Genomic DNA, 19370 nt, shown 5'->3' on the forward strand with positions numbered 1-19370 from the left:
TTACACGGAAAAGATAATAAAAAAGGAGTAGAAAACCTTTTGTTTTCTACTCCTTTTAATTAACAGTTTATTCGTGAAAAGACTTTTTCAGTGCCCTCAGAAATAATGGGGTTTTTTTGTTTTCTTAAATCATTTTTTATTCTATTATTTAAAGAAGCTTCAAATTAGTTATAACTCTAAATTGTAAGGTTGTAACCAACTTTTACCTTGTCCATAATTACATGTGTGTAAAAGTGTTTCACATTCTGGTTATCCATAAGCCATTTTTTTGCAAATGATTCGTAATGCTGCATATCGTTTGCATTTACAATAATTACAAAATCGTAAGTGCCAGTTACAAAATAACATTGCATGACTTCGGTGCATTTTCGCATGGATGCCTTAAAATTTTCTAACGCTTTTGAGTTTCCATCTTCCAGAATAATATCTACAATACAAGTAATAGTTAATCCTAAAACACTTGGTGATATAATCGAGACGTCAGCTTCTATTATTCTGTTTTCTCTTAACCTTGACAGTCGTCTTTGTACAGCCGAAGCACTTAAATTTATTAAATCGCCAAGTTCTTGTGCTGTCATTTTATTATTGACTTGCATCAATTGCAATAACTTTTTATCGTACTCGTCTAATGCTTGCATTTTTTACCTGATTTACCTGCAAAATTAATTAAATCAATCACTTATCAAATTTATTTGCACAAATAAAGCAGATTATCGGCAGTAGTTTTGTGTAATAATAATAATCAAAATAAATAAAGAGATGAAAGTATATTTTTCGAATAATGCTCCAAAAGCAATTGGACCTTATTCACAAGCTGTACAAACAGGTAATTTGTTATACTGCTCAGGGCAGACACCCATTGAGCCCGAAAGTATGAAAATTGAGATTGCCAATATAGAAGGCCAAACAAAAAGGGCGATAAAAAACCTTGAAGCGATATTGCAAGAAGCAGGTTTGACACTTAAAAATGTTGTAAAAACGAATGTGTTTTTAACCGACATGGAAAATTTTTCTAAAATGAATGAGATTTATACAATGTGTTTTGGCGAACATCGTCCTGCAAGAACTACTATTGCTGTAAAAGGACTGCCTTACAATGCTTTGGTAGAAATAGAATGTATTGCTGAATTTAAAAATAATATTAAACATTAAAAATCATACAAATGCAAAAAACAGAAAGTCCTTTTTCAAAAGAAAAAATTGAAAGATTCAGGAACGAAACAATAGGCTGTAACCATGTAAACCATCTAAACAATGCAGGTGCAAGCCTTATGCCCAATGTAGTAACGCAATCTATTTTGGAGTATATAAAATTAGAATCGGAAATTGGAGGCTACGAAGCAGCTGCCTTAAAGGCAAATGAAATTCAGCAGTTTTATGTTCAAGCTGGTAAATTGATTAATTGCGATGCATCAAACATTGCTTTTACAGCTAGTGCTACAGATTCGTATACCCGGGCATTATCTTCTATTCTATTTTGCAAAGGCGATATAATATTGACAGATAATGATGATTTTATTTCGAATCAAATTCAGTTTCTTTCTCTTCAAAAACGATTTGGGATAAGAATAGTAAGAATAAAAAATGCAGCAATTGGCGGTGTAGATTTGCAGGATTTAGAAGAAAAATTATTTACACTGCAGCCACGGTTATTGGCTATAACTCATATTCCTACGAATTCTGGTTTGGTTCAACCTGTTAAAAGTATCGGTGAGATTTATAGTCGATATGAAAAAATACAGAATAATAAAACATGGTATATTATTGATGCTTGTCAGTCAGCTGGCCAAATGAAATTAGATGTTGAAGAATTAAAATGTGATTTTCTCAGCATAACAATCAGAAAGTTTTTAAGAGGTCCGCGAGGTACTGGGTTTCTTTATATTTCAGATAAAGCTTTGAAATTTGGTCTTGAACCCTTATTTATCGATATGAGAGGTGCGGAATGGATTGAAAAGGATGAATACAAACAACAGCCCGACGCAAAACGGTTTGAAGACTGGGAGTTTGCTTATGCACTTGTTCTGGGGAGTAAAGCTGCAATTGAATATTGCATCAATATAGGTGAAGATAAAATTTGGCAGCAAATACAACTATTGTCAAAATATATGAGAACCAGGTTGTCACAAATTGACAGAATCTTAGTTTTAGACAACGGTCCAGAAGTTGGAGGATTGGTAACCTTTACAGTTGAAGGCTCTCAACCACAATACATTGTTGCTGAATTATTAAAAAGAAAAATAAATGTTGTTCCAAGTTTTAGAAATTTTGCAGTCATTGATTTTGACGAAAAAGGAGTGAAATGGGCAATAAGAGCTTCTCCACATTATTATAATACTTTCGAAGAAATAGATTTATTTATAGAAGCCGTGAAGGAAATTATTTAAAAAAAATGAAATTAATTAATCTATGATTATGATCTTGTGTTTTATTGACATTCAGAAAATATAAGATCGCAAAAACTCCATTAGAAATAATGGAGTTTTTTGTACGACGACCTGAAAGAAACTTTCAAAAAAAATCTTCTGACCTTGTCAACTGAAGTTCAAATTACTTGTAAAGTTTTTTTATATTAGCTAAAGAATAGTCTTTAACAGAAACCGCAGAACAATGGATAATCTTTTAAAATATATTCAGTCGCTCACAAATTTTTCTGATAAAAGTTGGGAATTACTGCAGCCAGCTTTAATAAAATTCGAGTTCAGGAAAAATGAATTGCTTCTAAAAGAAGGACAAGTTTGTAATTCACTCTTTTATATTGAAAAAGGTTATTGCAAAAGTTATTATGAAACTGAGGGCGTTGTAAAAAATACTGGATTTTTCTTTGAAAATGAGATTGCAACCAACATCAAGAGCTTTGGTAGCGGACAGAAATCTGAATACAATATAGTTGCCTGCGAACAATTAACAACCGTAATTTTTGACAAAGAGAAATTGTTTGAAATAGCCCAACAAGCTAATGAAGTAGAAATTTTAGGACGAAACTGTATCCGTTTATTTGCTACTAAACAGGAAGAATTTTCAAATCTGTTTAAACTTTATTCGTCTAAGGAACGGTTAGAATATTTAGAAAACAATTATCCCGAAGTTTTACAACGTATTCCTCTTTCTCAATTGGCTTCTTTTCTTGGGGTAGCAAGAGAAACATTAAGCCGAATCAGAAAAAGAAGAACGCAGATTTAATTATGTGACGATTGTCACAGGAGAGGCACAGCCATATTTTTGATCTTTGTACAAAATAAAAAAGCTATGAAAAAGTTGAAAAAAATTGACGAAGAAACCAACATCATTACTTGGTTTGAAATTCCTGTTTCAGATATTGACAGGGCAAAAAAATTCTACGAAACTATTTTGGATATCGAAATGATAAAAAGCGCAGATGGAGATAATGAAAGTGTCTTTTTTCCGTATAATCCAAACGTAATTCAGGCAACCTCCGGAAGGGTAACGGGTGTATTGTCGAAATCCGAAAGGAATAGTCCTTCCTCACAAGGCACAATAATTTATATCAATGCAAGTCCAAGTATACAGACTGTTCTGGATAAAGTAGTGCAGGAAGGAGGAAAGATAATTGCACCTAAAATGCAAATTCCTCCAGGTTTTATTGCGATTATTATGGACACAGAAGGAAACAAAGTCGGGCTTCATGCTGAACAATAAATTAGAACGAAACTTTCAAATAATATAGTTCTTGAAGAGTTATTTCCGAAAAGCTATTTTGAAAACTGATCGCACAGATTTGGAATCTGTTCCGGGAACAGCAAGAACCAAATTATAAGCAACAAAAACTCCTTAATTTCTTAAGGAGTTTTTTTGTGATCCGTACGAACCTGTTTATGAACCATTTTTTGCAGGATTTACAAGTGGTTTTGAATAAAATTCATTAAGATATTTCATATCTTAGCCTGTCAGAAATGACTACTTAGTCATAACATGAAAATTAAAAGAGTAAAAAAATAAAATTGCTTAAATGGATAGTTTCAATTTTTTAAAAACCATCGCAATAATTTCTGTATTTATTTTATTTCTTCTTATTGTATTTTTATTGACAGTCGAATCCAATAAAAAACTTTCAAATAGACTTTTTGCAGGCTATCTCTTTCTTACTGCTATTGATACTGGCGGAGCTTTTATTTCCAATGTTTTTATTACCATTCAGCCAAGAATAGAAATCTTTAGATGGACTCTTATTTTATTAAATATTCCTCTCTTTTATGTATATGTATTGTCGCTTTGTTATGAAGATTTTCAATTGAAAAGAAAACATTTACTGCACTGCATTCCATTTGTCATTATTAATTTGATTTTAGTTTTCAGAATCTATTCTTCAAATGATTTTGAGCAAAGATTTTTTTTTACACATCACTCCGAAACAGTTGAAATGATAATTTTTCAAATTATGATTGAAATACAGTATGTGCTATACATTATCATGATTATTTCTATATTAAAAAGGTATAAAAAAATCTATCTCGAAAACAATTCCTCTTCAGGTAATTCCGTTTATAAATGGCTATTTCAAATAACAATTGTTTTTGCAATCGTTCATTATTTTGCTACTTTCAAAAATATTTTAAGATATACTGATTATCATCAATTTTTGATATTTATTAATGGTGTTTTAGAAATCATTTCATTAATAGCCATAAGTTGGTTTGTTTTACAATCGCTTAAATACTCGGAATTTTTTAAAGGAATAAGTTCTAAATTAGAATTAGTAAAAAAAAGTACGCAAAAGCGTATTCCGGAAACCTTAGTAGATGGAGAAAAGAATAACGATAGTAGTATCAATTTTCAAATTGAAATGCTAAAGAAATATATGATTGAAAAGAAACCTTATTTAGAGGCATCACTTACCTTACAAAATCTGGCTTCGGAAATAAATATGCCCGCTCGTGAATTATCGATTTTGATTAATTCAAATATGAATATGCGTTTTTTTGATTTTGTAAATCAATATCGTATTGAAAATGCAACTGAGTTATTGCAAAATCATTCTAAAAGCGATTTAACGGCTTTAGAAATTTTATACAAAGTAGGTTTTAATTCAAAATCATCATTTAATACTGCTTTTAAAAAACATACTTCTTTGACGCCTAGTGAATATAGGAAAACTTATTCTAAAATTGATTAGTTAAAATTATTAATTATTTGGTTCGACTTCATGAAATCGGTCGTTTTGTAACAGATAATAAATCAAATTTGCTCCCAATTAATAAAGATAATTTTGTCTAAACGGGATATGCTGAAAACCAAATTTAGAGTAAGCAAAAAGAATTATGAAAACAAAAAAAACAGTATTTTGTCTGCTGTTCGCGTGCATTGCTATTTCCAGTTTTGCGCAAGACACCATCCAACTTAAAGCGTATGTTGAAAACATGAAAACAGTAGATGTTTTCATTGAAGGGAAAAAATATAATTTTCTCTTTGATACCGGTGGTGCTGATACGTTTATTTCTCCTGAGATTGCAAAATCTTTAAATAAAGAAATATATGGCAGTATAACAGGGTTTAGGATGAGCGGAGAAATAATTAAAGCAAAAAAAGCAAATGACATTGCACTTACAATAGGTCAAACAAACCTATTTCATAAAACGGTAAGTGTTTGGGATTTAATGAGTATTCTGCCTAAAGATTTTCCGAGAATTGATGGCATTATATCTCTTAAATCCTTTGAGAATAATGTTCTGACTATTGATCTCTCTAAGAATATTGTAATAGTCGAAAATGAAAATTCTGCTAAAAAGAATGTAAAGGAAAAATTGCCCTTAAAAACGAGATTTGCAAACGGTTTGGAAGGATCGGAACTAAATATCTTTATTGGAATACCAAAGAATAATAATCTTTATTGGTTTCTTTTTGATTCAGGAAATAGTGGCCCGTTACTTCTTTCACAGGAAAGTGCTAAGATTTGGAAAGTGCTAAATGATAATAATGAAAATAATCAGGAATCAGAATTTATTATTGGTGAAAAAAACCTTAGAATAAAACCTTTTGTCAGAGATATAATATATGATGGAGTTCTCAATTTCGAAGCAATTAGTAACTATGTTTTTACTATTGATTTTAAAAATAAAAAAGTTTGGATTAATTAAAAACGATTGTTTCAAACCTGAAGTTCTTCGAATCAGTACTATTTTATAATCCGCAAGTATTGCACCTGATTCGTTGATCCTTTGCAACCTGTCATCTCAACAGTGATTCACAAAATATATAAAGCATAAAAAAAACTCCTTAATTTCTTAAGGAGTTTCGTGGTGGTCCTTACGAACCTGTTTACGAACCATTTTTTACAAGATTTGAAGAAACTTTCTTCAAAATAAAGATAAGTAGTATTTTATGATTGTAGTTCTATTCCTGCTGAAAGTAAAAACTTCATAGAAATCTGGATCATTTTTGTTTTACGCAAAAGAATATCAAAATTCTCGCAAAGTTCACAAATAGATAACAATGAAACTTTGCAAAATTTACTTTTTTCATATATATGAGCTATCGATTTTCTTGTTTTTATTCTTTGTCGAACCTCATTACGGGTGTGAAGTCAGAGATATTAACAACAGCGTTCGCACTTCTAAGAGCGTGGGAATACCTGATAAATTATTATATTACATCAATCATCCCCAAATACGTCGCTTAACTTTTTTCAACCCAGCCGAATGTATATAGCGACAGATTGTTTTCTGCAAAACTATTCTTTATCATTATTAAACTTTAAAGTTTTTTTTGACATGAGTAAGATTTTAAAAAATGACTTTAGCAAGATTACTGATCTTAATTTATTAATTTTTCAATTTTATCTTTTTAATAGTTTTTAAATACATCTAAAAAATGTAAATGATTGACAATATCGAAAAAAATGAATGTCGCATTCTGGCTTTATTATATTTTATTTATTTCATTCATGGTGGCTCACATTTTAAACTCGGTGCTGTATTTTTTTTGGTATTTTTCATCTTGTGAAAAGTTAGAGACATTATCCTGCTATGAGGCAGTTCAATTTTAATATGTCTTTTTTCATTTTTTTTTAATTTTCTTTTAAACAGAATTCATGTTAGCTCTCTAGCAAAAAAGACATCAAATAAAAAAAATATTTTCTTAGATATCATATTTTTTTTGTATAATTGGTAAATATTAACTTGTTAACTTCTTTAATAAGAATCTTTGCAATAAACCTAAAAAGAATCTATTCATATCACTTTATTAAAAAAAATTAATTATGTCTGAAAATTTTACTTATCTATTTCGATATTTAGAAGCAGAACAAATCAATGTTAGTAAAAGTGAATTTCAATTTCAAATACAATCTCATCCACATTACCCTAGCCTTGTCTCTGTAACTGATACATTAAGTTTTTTTAACATTGTTAACATAGTGTTATCTATAGAAGTAGATGAAAAGGAATTGTTGCCCGACACTTTTGTAATACTACTTGAAATAGAGAATAATCAACCTCATTTTTACTTCGTTAAGAAAAAAGGCGATGTTTACTTTTGCTTAAGAGAGAAAAATGAAATTATATTATCAAAGCCAGAGTTGATACTAAAATGGAAAAAAATTGTATTACTTGTCGAAAAATCTGAAAAAAACATTATAAAATATGCTAATACTAGTAAAAGATTCTGGACTTTATGCTCTATATGCATAATTTTTTTTCTTCTATCATTGATGCAATTTAATATTAACATCATAACATATTTCTTTTTTGCATTTCCAATTCTTGGAACTTTACTTTCCATTATAATATTAAAAGATTTGTTTGGAATAGAAAGTGAATTACTGAATCGGTTGTGCACAGTAAACAATATTACAAACTGCTCAACAGTCGTCAATTCAAATAAATGGAAGGTTTTTGAGGTAGTAAATTTTAGTGATTTAAGCTTAATATTCTTCATTACACAATTTTTCAGCTTATATATATTTCTATTAACTAATGATATTTCAACTTACTTTAATATTCAAAAAACAATACTAATTTGTACTTTTCCTGTTCTATTGATCTCAATTTATTATCAAAAAGTTATAGTGAAAAAATGGTGCCCTTTATGTTTAAGCATTATCGCGCTAATCCTCTTTGAATCATTATATTTAACAATTTTAACACAATCCTTTTATAAATTTCAAACAAGATTGTTAATTCAATATGGCTTTATAATCTCAGTTTCAATATTCAGTTGGTTTTTACTCAAAAAAACATTAAAAAATCAAAAAGAAATCAAAGAACTTAATATTACTACAAATCGCTTTATACGTAATTATGAAATGTTTAAAAATAATTTATTAGCTTCTACACAAGTCAAAAGTAGTCAAATACCATTACAAGAAACTATTATTCTAGGAAATCCTGATGCTTCATTAAAAATAAAATTCATAACAAGTCCTTTTTGTAGTTTTTGTGCTGAAGCTCTTGCAGTTATTAAAGAAATAGTTAGCAAATATCCTAACAAAGTCTGCATCGATGTTCATTTTAATTTTGATGAAATAGGTAGTGATGAAAAATCAAAAAGAATTCACCAACAATTAGTTTCAATTTATTATGATCATGGACAAATATTATTTATAAAGGCACTTTACAAGTGGTATAAATATAAAGATGAATCCATCATATACAAAATTATTTCTGAAGAGGTCAAAGAAAGCGATGAGTTTAACAATAAATCACATATATTTTTAAAAGAAATAAAACCCAATATCATAAAAAAAGTGATATCAAAAGAAGAAAAGTCTACTTTAATTTTGCGGAAACAGTTCCATTGGAATAGACAAAATTTTATTAATTTCACTCCAGCAATAATTATTAATGGGTATTTTTTGCCTAAGTATTATGATAAAAATAATTTAATTCATTTTATAAATGATTTATCAGAAGACGAAGATTTTTAATTAACTCCATTAAGTATTATCAAATTAAAATCTAACTACTTAACTTCAAAAAGCTATGATGATTTATAACTTTCAAACAAACGTAAACATTTAGGATCAAAATGTACTAAAATATTACAAAGTCATTATTTAAGAATTAATCCATAATCAGAGATTATAGTTCTTTTTTTAATAAAATTAATAGATAAAAACCTTCTAAAAAATATACGTTTTAACTTTTTATTAATCAAAAACAAATTGTTTTAACATAATTTCACTTTTTTAAATATAAGATAAATATCATGTATTTTTTAAAAATTATAAGTAGATGTAAATTCATGAAATCAATAAAATTAAAATTTAAAAAAAGCACTTTAAAAATAAACCAATTCTTTAAGCTAAATGCCATGGTATTAAACTAGTTCATAAGATATTTTTATTGGCTAATGGTAATATCTATCCGTAACTTGAAATATGATGCTATATGAGATGACTTAAATGGAGGAAAAAACATATTACCATAACAGAAGCAACGTAAGTGAACATTAACACATTGTACATTTTAAAAGGTCCCGAAATCTGAATTCTACTAAACTAAACAATTCGAACTTCTTAAATATTAGTAATAATAATTCATTCTAAACACACTAATCATTTATTTTGAAAAAAAATTTTCCTTTTTACAAACAACCTGATTCTAAGGATTGTGGGCCAACTTGTTTGCGCATTATAGCCAAGCATTATGGTAAATTAATTTCTCTTCAAGATATTCGAGATTTAGCAGAAACTACTAGAGGAGGAAGCAACCTATTAAAATTAAGTGATGCTGCTGAATCAATTGGTTTTAAATCCTTGGGCGTGAAATTAGATTTTGAATCTCTTAAAGATGCTACCTTTCCTTTTATAGCACATTGGAATAAAGTTCATTTTGTAGTAGTTTATAAAATAAAGAAAGATATCGTATATGTTTCTGATCCTTCATTTGGACTTCTTTCCTATAACAAAAGCGATTTTATCACTTGTTGGATAGGTAATAATTCTACGGAATATACGAAAGAAGGTGTTGCTCTATTATTAGAAATCACACCTCGTTTTAAGGAAAATAATTGGGAAGAACAAGATAAAAAATCGTTTCGTTTCCTATTTCAATATCTTTTTAAATATAAAAACTTACTTATCCAGCTGGTAATTGGATTGGTTGTTGGCAGTCTGCTTCAGTTAATTTTCCCTTTTTTAACTCAAAGTATTGTTGATAGTGGCATACAGAATCAAGATATCAATTTTATTTATATGGTATTAATTGCTCAGATTATGTTATTTCTGGGACAGACTAGTGTGGGAATTTTTAGGAGTTGGATACTATTGCACTTAAGTACTCGAATTAATATATCACTAGTTTCTGATTTCTTCATAAAATTAATGAATTTACCTATATCCTATTTTGATACTAGGATGACAGGAGATATTATGCAACGAATTAATGATCATAATCGAATTGAAAATTTACTTACCGGATCAGCACTAAATACCCTATTTTCTATGGTCAATCTATTTGTTTTCGGTGCAGTACTCATTTACTATAGTTTAACCATTTTTTTCATATTTGCAATCGGAAGTATAATCTATCTTGTTTGGATTGTATTCTTCTTAAACCGACGTAAACAATTGGATTATAAACGTTTCACACAAATGAGTCAGGAACAAAGTACTGTAATTGAGCTCATAAATGGAATGCAGGAAATAAAATTACATAATGCTGAAAAACAAAAACGTTGGAAATGGGAGTTTGTACAAGCAAGATTATTCAAAATATCCATGCAGAGTTTATCACTGCAGCAGACTCAAGGAGTTGGGGCGTCGTTTATTAATCAAACAAAAAATATTTTAATCACATTTACCACTGCAATTTTGGTTATTAAAGGTACTATTACTTTAGGAATGATGCTTTCTGTTCAATATATTATTGGACAATTAAATAGTCCAATTGAACAATTCGTTGGTTTTATTCAATCTCTGCAAGATGCTAAGATAAGCTTAGAACGATTGGGAGAAATTCACGATAGAGAAGATGAAGAAGGAAACAAGAAACATTTAATTTCTAATATCAAACCAGATCAAGATATAGTGATTAAAGATATTGCATTTAGATATTTAGGAAGCAGTAAAAACACAATTAAAGGGCTAAGTATGAAGATTCCTTCTGGTAAAATAACCGCGATTGTAGGCGCAAGCGGTAGCGGAAAATCCACTTTAATGAAGATTTTATTAAAATTCTATAATACTGAAAAAGGCAGTGTTTTATATGGCGAACATAATTTAAATAACATATCCCATAAAACATGGCGAGCCAATTGTGGCGTAGTGATGCAAGAAGGCTATATATTTAATGACACAATAGCTTATAACATTGCTATAGGAGAAGATACTATAGATGAAGAACGTTTAATACAAGCAACGAAGGTGGCTAATATTTATGATTTTATTCAATCTTTACCATTAGGTTTTAATACTAAAATTGGTAATGAAGGAGTTGGCATAAGTATAGGGCAAAAGCAACGTTTATTTATTGCAAGAGCTGTTTATAAAAACCCTAATATATTATTTTTTGATGAAGCAACATCAGCTCTGGATGCGAAAAATGAAAGAATTATTATGGAAAATTTAAATAGTTTTTTTAAAAACAGAACTGTCCTTATTATTGCACATCGCTTAAGTACTGTTAAAAATGCAGATCAAATAATCGTTATTGACAATGGAAAGATAAAAGAATCAGGTAAGCATAATGAGTTATTACAAAAACAAGGTAAGTATTATAGTTTGGTTAGTAATCAGTTGGAATTGGAAAAATTAAGTAGCGATAAACATGTCTAAAAAATTAAATCAAGAAAATTTAAACCTAAGGTCTGAAGAAGTACAAGAAATTTTATCAGATCCTCCTAAATGGATTGTTAGATGGGGTATTACTCTTGTTTTTATATTTGTTTGTATCATACTTTGCCTGTCTTTTCTTATAAAATATCCAAATTTTGTTGAAGCTAAAATATTAGTAACAACAAAACAACCGACTGAGAAAATTATAGCCCGATACTCAGGACAATTAGATGAAATTTTCATTAAGAATAGAGACACAGTGCAAAAAGGACAAAAACTTGCCATCTTAAAAAGCGCTGGGAATTCCAAAGATATTTATTTATTAAAAAAAATTGTAGACACACTTCCTTTTAATGTTAAAAATTTTCAATTTCCATTTAACAAAACCTCTCATCTCTCTTTAGGAGATATTAATACTGCCTATGTGAATTTCGAAAAAAGCTACATGGATTATTTTTTATTGAAAGATTTAGACCCATACACAAATCAAATAGGGGATAATAAAATATCTCTACAAGAACTAAAAAATCAGTTAAGCAATCAAATTACACAAAAAAGTATCCAAGAGCAAGAATTTAAATTAAAAAAAAGAGATTTTGAAAGGGATAAGCATTTATTTGAGAAAGGTGTTATATCGCAAAGAGATTATGAACTAAAAGAATTAGAATTCTTACAAATTCAAAAAAGCATAAGTTCGATGGCAATTACAATTTCTCAAATTACGGAGCGTATTTCATCTGCCAGTCATACTTTAGTAAATACCAAAATTAATGAAAAAGAAGATACAACGAAATTTCTAAAAAATTTAAACCAATCATATGATTTGCTTAAAGATGCTATTAGAAATTGGGAATATAACTACACTTTAACTTCTTCAATAAATGGAGTTATTAGCTTTCAAGATTTTTGGGGTACAAACCAATTTGTGAATGTTGGAAATGTTGTTTTTTCAATTCTACCAATAGACACATCAAATTTAGTTGGAAAACTCTTAATTCCCTCTCAAAATGCAGGAAAAGTTAGCATTGGACAAAAAGTGTTTATTAAATTGGATAATTATCCGTATCAGCAATTTGGAATGCTTATAGGTAAAGTAACCAACTTTTCGATGTCTCCTGATACTGACGGAAATTATACTGTTTTTATTACCTTGCCAAATGGCACCAAAACTTCATATAATAAAATTTTAAAATTTAACCAAGAATTATTAGGAAGCGCAGAAATCATTACTGAAAATCTAAGCGTGGCTGAGCGGATGTTTTACAAATTCAGGAAAGTTACTATCTACAATTAATTATATTATTAAATAATGAAAGTAGTGTATATAAAAAGCAGAGTTACCTTTAATAATTTATGCATAAAATAGTATAGAATGTAAAAAATTATTAACACATCTCTTTACAAAAAAACAAAGTTGGATCTAAATAAAATTATGAATTTGATGAATTTTTTTAATGATACTTTCGAAATATCTACAATTAGCGAATCGAATGATTTCAATTCAGCAATATTACTCTTAACAAATAAATGTAATAAAATTATATATCAAAAATACAAATTACTCAACAGAGTTGGCAATAAACATAAATCTTATGTTTTATTTCATAAAGAACATACAAATGAAATTATATTTGAGAAAAAGAGAGAAAAAATATTTCCCTTTACAAATGATATCCTCAAAAGTATGGGATATAGCGCTATTGGAAAAGAACTACTTCCAGGCAACAATCATTTTCCTTTATTAAAATTCTATCAAGAAAATCCTGAATTTGATTTTTATTGGCTAATTGAAGACGATGTGCATTATAATGGAAATTGGAGTAATTTTTTAACTTTTTTTTTAAAATTCAGCTCTACCGATTTTCTAAGTTCACATATATATGAATTTTACGAAAAGCCTAATTGGTATTGGTGGAATACATTATCTCATTCAAATAAAATAATTCTTTCACAAAATAAATTATCCTCTTTTAATCCAATTTATCGTCTTTCAAACAGAGCATTAGCATATCTTCACAACCAATTAAAAGATGGATGGAAAGGACATCATGAAGTACTTATCCCAACTCTATTAAAACAGGGAGGTTTTAATATACAGGATTTTGGAGGCACAGGACAATATGTAGCTAAAAATTGCATAAACAGATTTTACAAAATTATAGAGATTAATCAAATTGAAAAATTATTTGGTAATTCTATGAGATTCAAACCTAACATAAGCCCTATAGAAATAACTGAAAACCTTTTATATCACCCTGTAAAATACTTCGGAGATTAAAAGAGAATTTCAACTCCAGTTCTAAAGAGGATAGACACAACTACTAAATAAAAAAATGATAAAAGATGAATAAAAGTGTAAACAAATATTGTGTATTAGCTGCTGTTGGCACTTCAAGTTTACATCATCAATGGATAAATCATGAAAATACATTTGATTTACACTTAATCGTTTATGATGACTCGTATGAATTGTTTAAGTCAGATAGCACTTATGTTACTAAGAATAAAGGATATAAGTTTAAATTAATTTATAATTACTTAAAAGATAATGAAAAATTAATTGATCAGTATGATTTTTTTTACATGCCTGATGATGATATATCAATCGATTGCTATAATGTACAAAAGTTATTTGATTATATGGAAAAATATGAATTATCCGCAGCTCAACCAGCCATTGCTAATTCATATTTTTCACATCCTCATACATTTCAACAAGAAAATTCAATTTTACGCTATACTAACTTTGTAGAAATTATGCAACCTTGCTTCTCTAGGGATGCTCTAAGAAAAGTTCTGTACACTTTTAATGAATCAACAAGCGGTTGGGGGATAGATTTTCACTGGGGTATAATATTAAATTATACTGAATTTACAATGGCTATAATTGATGATGTTTATTCTGTACACACAAGACCAGTACGATCTAGTCATCATCAAGAAATGTTAGACTATATGAAGAAATATAACTTAAGCTTTGATATTTTTACTACTTAAATATGAAAAAATATGATTTTTTAATTATCGGATCAGGACTTTATGGAGCCGTATTTGCACGTGAAATGGCAAACCGAGGCAAAAAATGTTTAGTAATTGATAAAAGGTTGCATGTAGGTGGAAATATTTACTGTGAAAATATCCAAGGCATTAATGTCCATAAATATGGCCCACATATATTTCATACGAATGATAAAAAAATTTGGGATTATGTAAATTCTTTTGTGCAGTTTAATAATTTTATATACTCCCCTATAGCAAATTACAAAGATTCATTATATAATTTACCATTTAACATGAATACATTTTATCAACTATGGAATATTAAAAGTCCAAGTGACGTTGAAGAAAAAATTAAAAATCAGGTAAAGATAGCAGGATTTATTAAACCGAAAAATTTGGAAGAGCAAGCTATTTCAATGGTTGGGCAAGATATATATGAAATATTAATAAATGGTTATACAGAGAAACAATGGGGGCGTAAAGCTATTGATCTACCAACATTTATAATTAAAAGATTACCTGTAAGATTTACTTATGATAATAATTATTTTAATGATAAATATCAAGGAATTCCAATTGGTGGATATAATAAATTAATTAGTGGACTTTTAAAAAATATTGAAGTTAGAACTGGCGTTGATTTTTTTAAAAATAGAAGTGAACTTACAAATTTAGCAAAACGTATAGTGTACACCGGTAAACTGGATGAATTTTATGATTATAAGTATGGCTATTTAGAATATAGAAGCCTAAGTTTTAAACATGAATATATCAATATTCCTAACTATCAAGGCGTTTCAGTTATGAATTTCACTGAAAAAAGTATTCCATTTACACGAATTATAGAACACAAACATTTTGAATTCAGCAATTTGCAAGGAACGATTATTACTAAAGAATTTCCACAAGAGTGGAAACCAGGATCAGAAGCATACTATCCTGTAAATGATGATTATAATAATCGAAAACTTAAAAATTATAGTGAGTTAGTAAAAAAAGAAAATAATGTGATTTTTGGAGGACGTTTAGCTGAATATAAATATTATGATATGCATCAAGTTATTGGCTCAGCTTTAGCAAAAATAAAAACTTTAAGCTGATCTATTATAATTGCATTAATTAGATAGCACTGCACTCTTTTCGGAACTGCAAATATTTCATAAAGAAAAAACTCTGACACACAATTATTAAATAAAATACTATAATTACAATATTCAATCGTTTTCTCCATCATCATCACAATATTAGATATGTTTTTATATTTTTTTGTTTTTAATATTATTATCCCACAAAATTAACAGGCAAATAAATAGTAATTTATTTTTTATACTAATAAAATATAAATTACTCCAACAATATATTTAGTTTTAATATGTAGGATAAATAATAATATATATATTTACTTTATTAATCCTTTAAATTTAAATTTATGAAACTAGAAAAATTAAAATTACTAAAATTCAAAGAAAGTGTTTTAAAAAGGGAGCAACTGATGCAGCTAAATGGTGGAGGTATTGCAACTGGTGCGGGACATATTAGCGACTGGGCTACTGGAGAATGTCTATCCTTTGACTACGGATATGATTCCATGAGAGATGGTTCATATGGTTATGGTGGTGATTACGGAACATATCAAACTTACCATAACAGAACCAACGTAACCAAATGTTAATATAATAGTTAGACCGCTTAAAAGGTTTTACCTAAAGTCTGAATTGTCTAAACAATTCAGACTTCTTATTAAAAATTTTTCTAGTTATTATACATCTTAAAGTCACAAATCTTTTTATTTTGAAAAAAACAGTTATAACATTATTAATTACTTTACTAAGTATTGTTTTTATAAATGAATCATCAGGACAAAGTCATCTGAAGGAAATTAAGTATAGCCAAAACGACTTTGAAAAAAACAAAGTCTCAGAGGAAGTATACCAATTGAGATGGCATAAAAACATATGGCTGCCGAATACTAAAGATACATTACCTTATTTTGTGGATGATAGAAATTATAAAGGAATTGTCAATTATGGAGTAACATTCAGAAACAAGGACTATACAGGCTTTCAATTTTTGGAAAGCACGTCTATGTGTTTTTTAAAAATAAAGATAACTAAATGTAGTTATAGTCCAAAAGATAGTATAATAAATATAGAAGGTTTTGTAACGGGACATTTAAATGACCAATTAAAAAATGGGAAAATACAAAATAACATAGAATTATTTATTGGAAAAAAAACAGACACTCTAAATTCATATTATTTTGGTAATGCCTGCTATAACAACATTATAGACAAGAAATTTGTAGAAGCAAAATTAAATAACCATGAAATAGATGAGTTTACCGTATTGGATAAATTCCCTGCCTTTTACATTAAAAATTATTCCTACTTCAGCACAAACCCTAAGGGTCCACATCCCTTTAAAATAAGTGGAAAAGTTAACAAAAACACTTTATTTGTTATTGGCTCAAGAGCACATTACTCTGAAATCTTTGATCTGGGTTCTATGGTTTATTATCTAAATAAAAATAGAGAAAATAATCAAACTAAAAAACAAGAAGAGCCTAACTGCAGAATTCTTATGATTAAGAATAGACTAGTTTCTGATATTGAAAAAGAAAAATCGCAAAAACAAGAAATCAATTATTACTCTTATACCGAAATGGCCGAGAACTATATTCTGGCAAAACAGTATGCAAAAGCAAAAGAGCAATATTATTTGCTATATCAAAAGTATCCATCCCAATTATTTGCTCGCGATATTCATAATGCTATTCGATGCGCCGTTCAATCACGCGATTTCAAAACTGCTTTTTGGTGGGGTGAAAAATTTGCTTATAAAGGTGCTCCCCTACCTTATTTCAATTCTAAAATTTTTAATGGTCTAAGAAAAAATCCACAATGGAAAAATTTTAGTATAAAATATGATTCTATTTATAAATTATCACAAAACAAACTGAACCTCAAGCTCAAAGAAGAAATCAATGATTTAGTCAAAGAAGATCAGGCGGATTATGGATTAACAAGTCGAAAAGATCCGAAAATACTATATGAAACTACAGAAAGAGTCACGGGTAAATTGATCGATTTATTAAAAAAAGACGGATACCCATCTGAAGAAAAGATCGGTTGCTATTTTATAAGAGACACTATTTTGAAAACTGATCCTGACTTTTATGTTTTGATCAAGCATGCTTTGCAACAAAGTCCAAAGAATTTAACTGTTCTAAATGAACTTCTGGCTAAAAATATTAGTACTCTTGAATTTGACAGAAAAAGAAGTTATATTGATGTAGGCCCTGCTAATTCATGCTTCCATATATATAAAGGCAATTTATACAATTCAAAAGCTTGTGGAAGAAATGATTTAATGGTTCGGAAAGTAATGTTTAAATTCAATAATCCTTATACCTTCTTAATGGAATTTGGCAATTTTATAGTTTCAGAATATAACGCCGAAAATCCAAAGGAATGGGATGATTATTATGAAAAAAACTTTGTTTTTATTCTGAAACTCACCGATGATTGGAAGTCATTCGAAAAATAAAAAGTATTATGATAATGATATACAGTAAAGATGTCGATGATTTTGTAAATGATGTTATCGATTATTTAGATACAAATTTTATAAGAATAGGTGAGTCCGATAAAACCAATATTGTATCAATGAATTTTAGTGATGAAAATAATTCTTATATAATAACAAACGACTATCTAGAAAATATAGAATTAGAAAATATTAAAAGTGTCTGGTTTAATGGCGGATGTATCAATTCAGGAAACGGAGATTACGAAAATAAATGCCATGAAATTCTAAATGATGCCTTTATCTTACAAAAAAACATAACAAAAATAGGGAAAAGGATTGTTGATTTCGAGACCAATCGACTTGATATAATGCTTGAAGCAAAAAGACAAGGCTTAAAAATCCCGCATACTTTAATTACCGGAAACAAAAAAAAATTACAAAATTTCTATGACACTTATTCTAAAAAGAATGGAATTATATCTAAAAGAATTTTAGACAGTTTCTACTATTCTGACGATTCCTTTGTATATAATTTTAATTTAACTTTTTTGATCACGCCTGAAATACTTTCTAAAACTCTTGACGATTTTACCATTTCTTTCTTTCAAGAAAGAATTATAGCTGATTTTGAGATAAGAGTAATTTACATGGATGGTTCTTTTTATTCTGCCGCAATACACGTTTTTAAGGATACTACTGACATAAGAACAATTTTTACTGAAATAGATAAATCTAGAATAATCCCATTTAAATTACCCGAAATTATTGAAGAACAACTTGAAAAAGTTTTTAAAAAATTTAATTTAAATTATGGGTCTGCAGATCTTATGTATTGTGACGGAGATTATTATTTTCTTGAAATCAATCCGACAGGGCAGATTAGCTTTATAAATAATCCATGCAATTATAATATCGAAAATAAATTATCTCAAATTTTAAAAAATGGAAAATAAAAATCCAATCAATGTATTTAATGGTCTCAAAATGAAAATCAGTAAGGAGCCAAATGATACGGAAATGAAAAAAAGTAATTTTATTGCTATCCAGGCTTATCAAAATTCTCGAAACTTTTCCAAGCCATTTGTCAAACCTATTTCTAAAATAATATAAT

The 19370-nt window shown here is 28.4% G+C and carries 17 protein-coding genes; 16 read left to right on the plus strand and 1 reads right to left on the minus strand.

The window, feature by feature from the left end:
• Positions 1-176: 176 nt before the first annotated feature.
• Positions 177-638: an Lrp/AsnC family transcriptional regulator gene (locus ASC72_RS07125; RefSeq protein ID WP_056188969.1), complete on the minus strand. Its 462-nt coding sequence runs from the start codon at positions 636-638 to the stop codon at positions 177-179.
• Between the two features lie 121 nt (positions 639-759).
• On the opposite strand from ASC72_RS07125, the gene ASC72_RS07130 reads away from it, so the two are divergent.
• The 16 genes from ASC72_RS07130 (at position 760) to ASC72_RS24070 (ending at position 19369) form a co-directional block, all read left to right on the plus strand.
• A complete protein-coding gene (locus tag ASC72_RS07130; RefSeq protein WP_056188972.1) occupies positions 760-1152 on the plus strand; it encodes a RidA family protein in 393 nt (130 codons plus the stop codon).
• Positions 1153-1163: 11 nt separating this feature from the next.
• The gene (locus tag ASC72_RS07135) at positions 1164-2387 is read left to right on the plus strand and encodes an aminotransferase class V-fold PLP-dependent enzyme (RefSeq protein WP_056188975.1); all 1224 of its coding nucleotides are present in this window, start codon (positions 1164-1166) and stop codon (positions 2385-2387) included.
• 223 nt (positions 2388-2610) lie between these two features.
• A complete protein-coding gene (locus ASC72_RS07140) occupies positions 2611-3183 on the plus strand; it encodes a Crp/Fnr family transcriptional regulator (protein WP_056188980.1) in 573 nt (190 codons plus the stop codon).
• Positions 3184-3249: 66 nt separating this feature from the next.
• On the plus strand, positions 3250-3660 hold the full coding sequence (locus tag ASC72_RS07145) for a VOC family protein (RefSeq protein ID WP_056188983.1): 411 nt from the start codon (positions 3250-3252) through the stop codon (positions 3658-3660).
• Between the two features lie 310 nt (positions 3661-3970).
• Entirely contained in the window at positions 3971-5134 is a 1164-nt protein-coding gene (locus tag ASC72_RS07150) for an AraC family transcriptional regulator (protein ID WP_056188984.1), read from the plus strand.
• Positions 5135-5279: 145 nt separating this feature from the next.
• Positions 5280-6095, plus strand: a complete 816-nt coding sequence (locus tag ASC72_RS07155; protein ID WP_056188987.1) for an aspartyl protease family protein — start codon at positions 5280-5282, stop codon at positions 6093-6095.
• A 1121-nt stretch (positions 6096-7216) separates the two neighbouring features.
• Positions 7217-8881 carry a thioredoxin domain-containing protein gene (locus ASC72_RS07160; protein ID WP_056188990.1) on the plus strand — a complete coding sequence of 555 codons (1665 nt, stop codon included), beginning with the start codon at positions 7217-7219 and terminating at the stop codon, positions 8879-8881.
• A gap of 639 nt (positions 8882-9520) precedes the next feature.
• Positions 9521-11731 carry a peptidase domain-containing ABC transporter gene (locus ASC72_RS07165; protein WP_056188993.1) on the plus strand — a complete coding sequence of 737 codons (2211 nt, stop codon included), beginning with the start codon at positions 9521-9523 and terminating at the stop codon, positions 11729-11731.
• Complete coding sequence (locus ASC72_RS07170; RefSeq protein WP_082564261.1) at positions 11724-13025, plus strand: HlyD family secretion protein; 1302 nt, start codon at positions 11724-11726, stop codon at positions 13023-13025. Before ASC72_RS07165 ends, ASC72_RS07170 begins: the two co-directional genes overlap by 8 nt.
• Positions 13026-13145: 120 nt before the next feature.
• Entirely contained in the window at positions 13146-14009 is an 864-nt protein-coding gene (locus ASC72_RS07175; RefSeq protein WP_131725790.1) for a hypothetical protein, read from the plus strand.
• A gap of 65 nt (positions 14010-14074) precedes the next feature.
• The gene (locus ASC72_RS07180; protein ID WP_056189002.1) at positions 14075-14728 is read left to right on the plus strand and encodes a DUF707 domain-containing protein; all 654 of its coding nucleotides are present in this window, start codon (positions 14075-14077) and stop codon (positions 14726-14728) included.
• A 2-nt stretch (positions 14729-14730) separates the two neighbouring features.
• Positions 14731-15831, plus strand: coding sequence for a UDP-galactopyranose mutase (glf, locus tag ASC72_RS07185; protein ID WP_056189005.1), 1101 nt, complete (start codon positions 14731-14733; stop codon positions 15829-15831).
• A gap of 329 nt (positions 15832-16160) precedes the next feature.
• The gene (locus ASC72_RS07190) at positions 16161-16403 is read left to right on the plus strand and encodes a hypothetical protein (RefSeq protein ID WP_056189007.1); all 243 of its coding nucleotides are present in this window, start codon (positions 16161-16163) and stop codon (positions 16401-16403) included.
• A 119-nt stretch (positions 16404-16522) separates the two neighbouring features.
• Positions 16523-18277 carry a hypothetical protein gene (locus tag ASC72_RS07195; RefSeq protein ID WP_056189010.1) on the plus strand — a complete coding sequence of 585 codons (1755 nt, stop codon included), beginning with the start codon at positions 16523-16525 and terminating at the stop codon, positions 18275-18277.
• Positions 18278-18291: 14 nt separating this feature from the next.
• Positions 18292-19212: a hypothetical protein gene (locus tag ASC72_RS07200; protein ID WP_131725791.1), complete on the plus strand. Its 921-nt coding sequence runs from the start codon at positions 18292-18294 to the stop codon at positions 19210-19212.
• Positions 19202-19369 carry a hypothetical protein gene (locus tag ASC72_RS24070; RefSeq protein ID WP_157849270.1) on the plus strand — a complete coding sequence of 56 codons (168 nt, stop codon included), beginning with the start codon at positions 19202-19204 and terminating at the stop codon, positions 19367-19369. The genes ASC72_RS07200 and ASC72_RS24070 overlap by 11 nt, the downstream gene beginning before the upstream one ends.
• Position 19370 lies beyond the last annotated feature (1 nt).

This window comes from Flavobacterium sp. Root420, assembly GCF_001427905.1.
In the GTDB taxonomy this organism is placed as follows: domain Bacteria; phylum Bacteroidota; class Bacteroidia; order Flavobacteriales; family Flavobacteriaceae; genus Flavobacterium.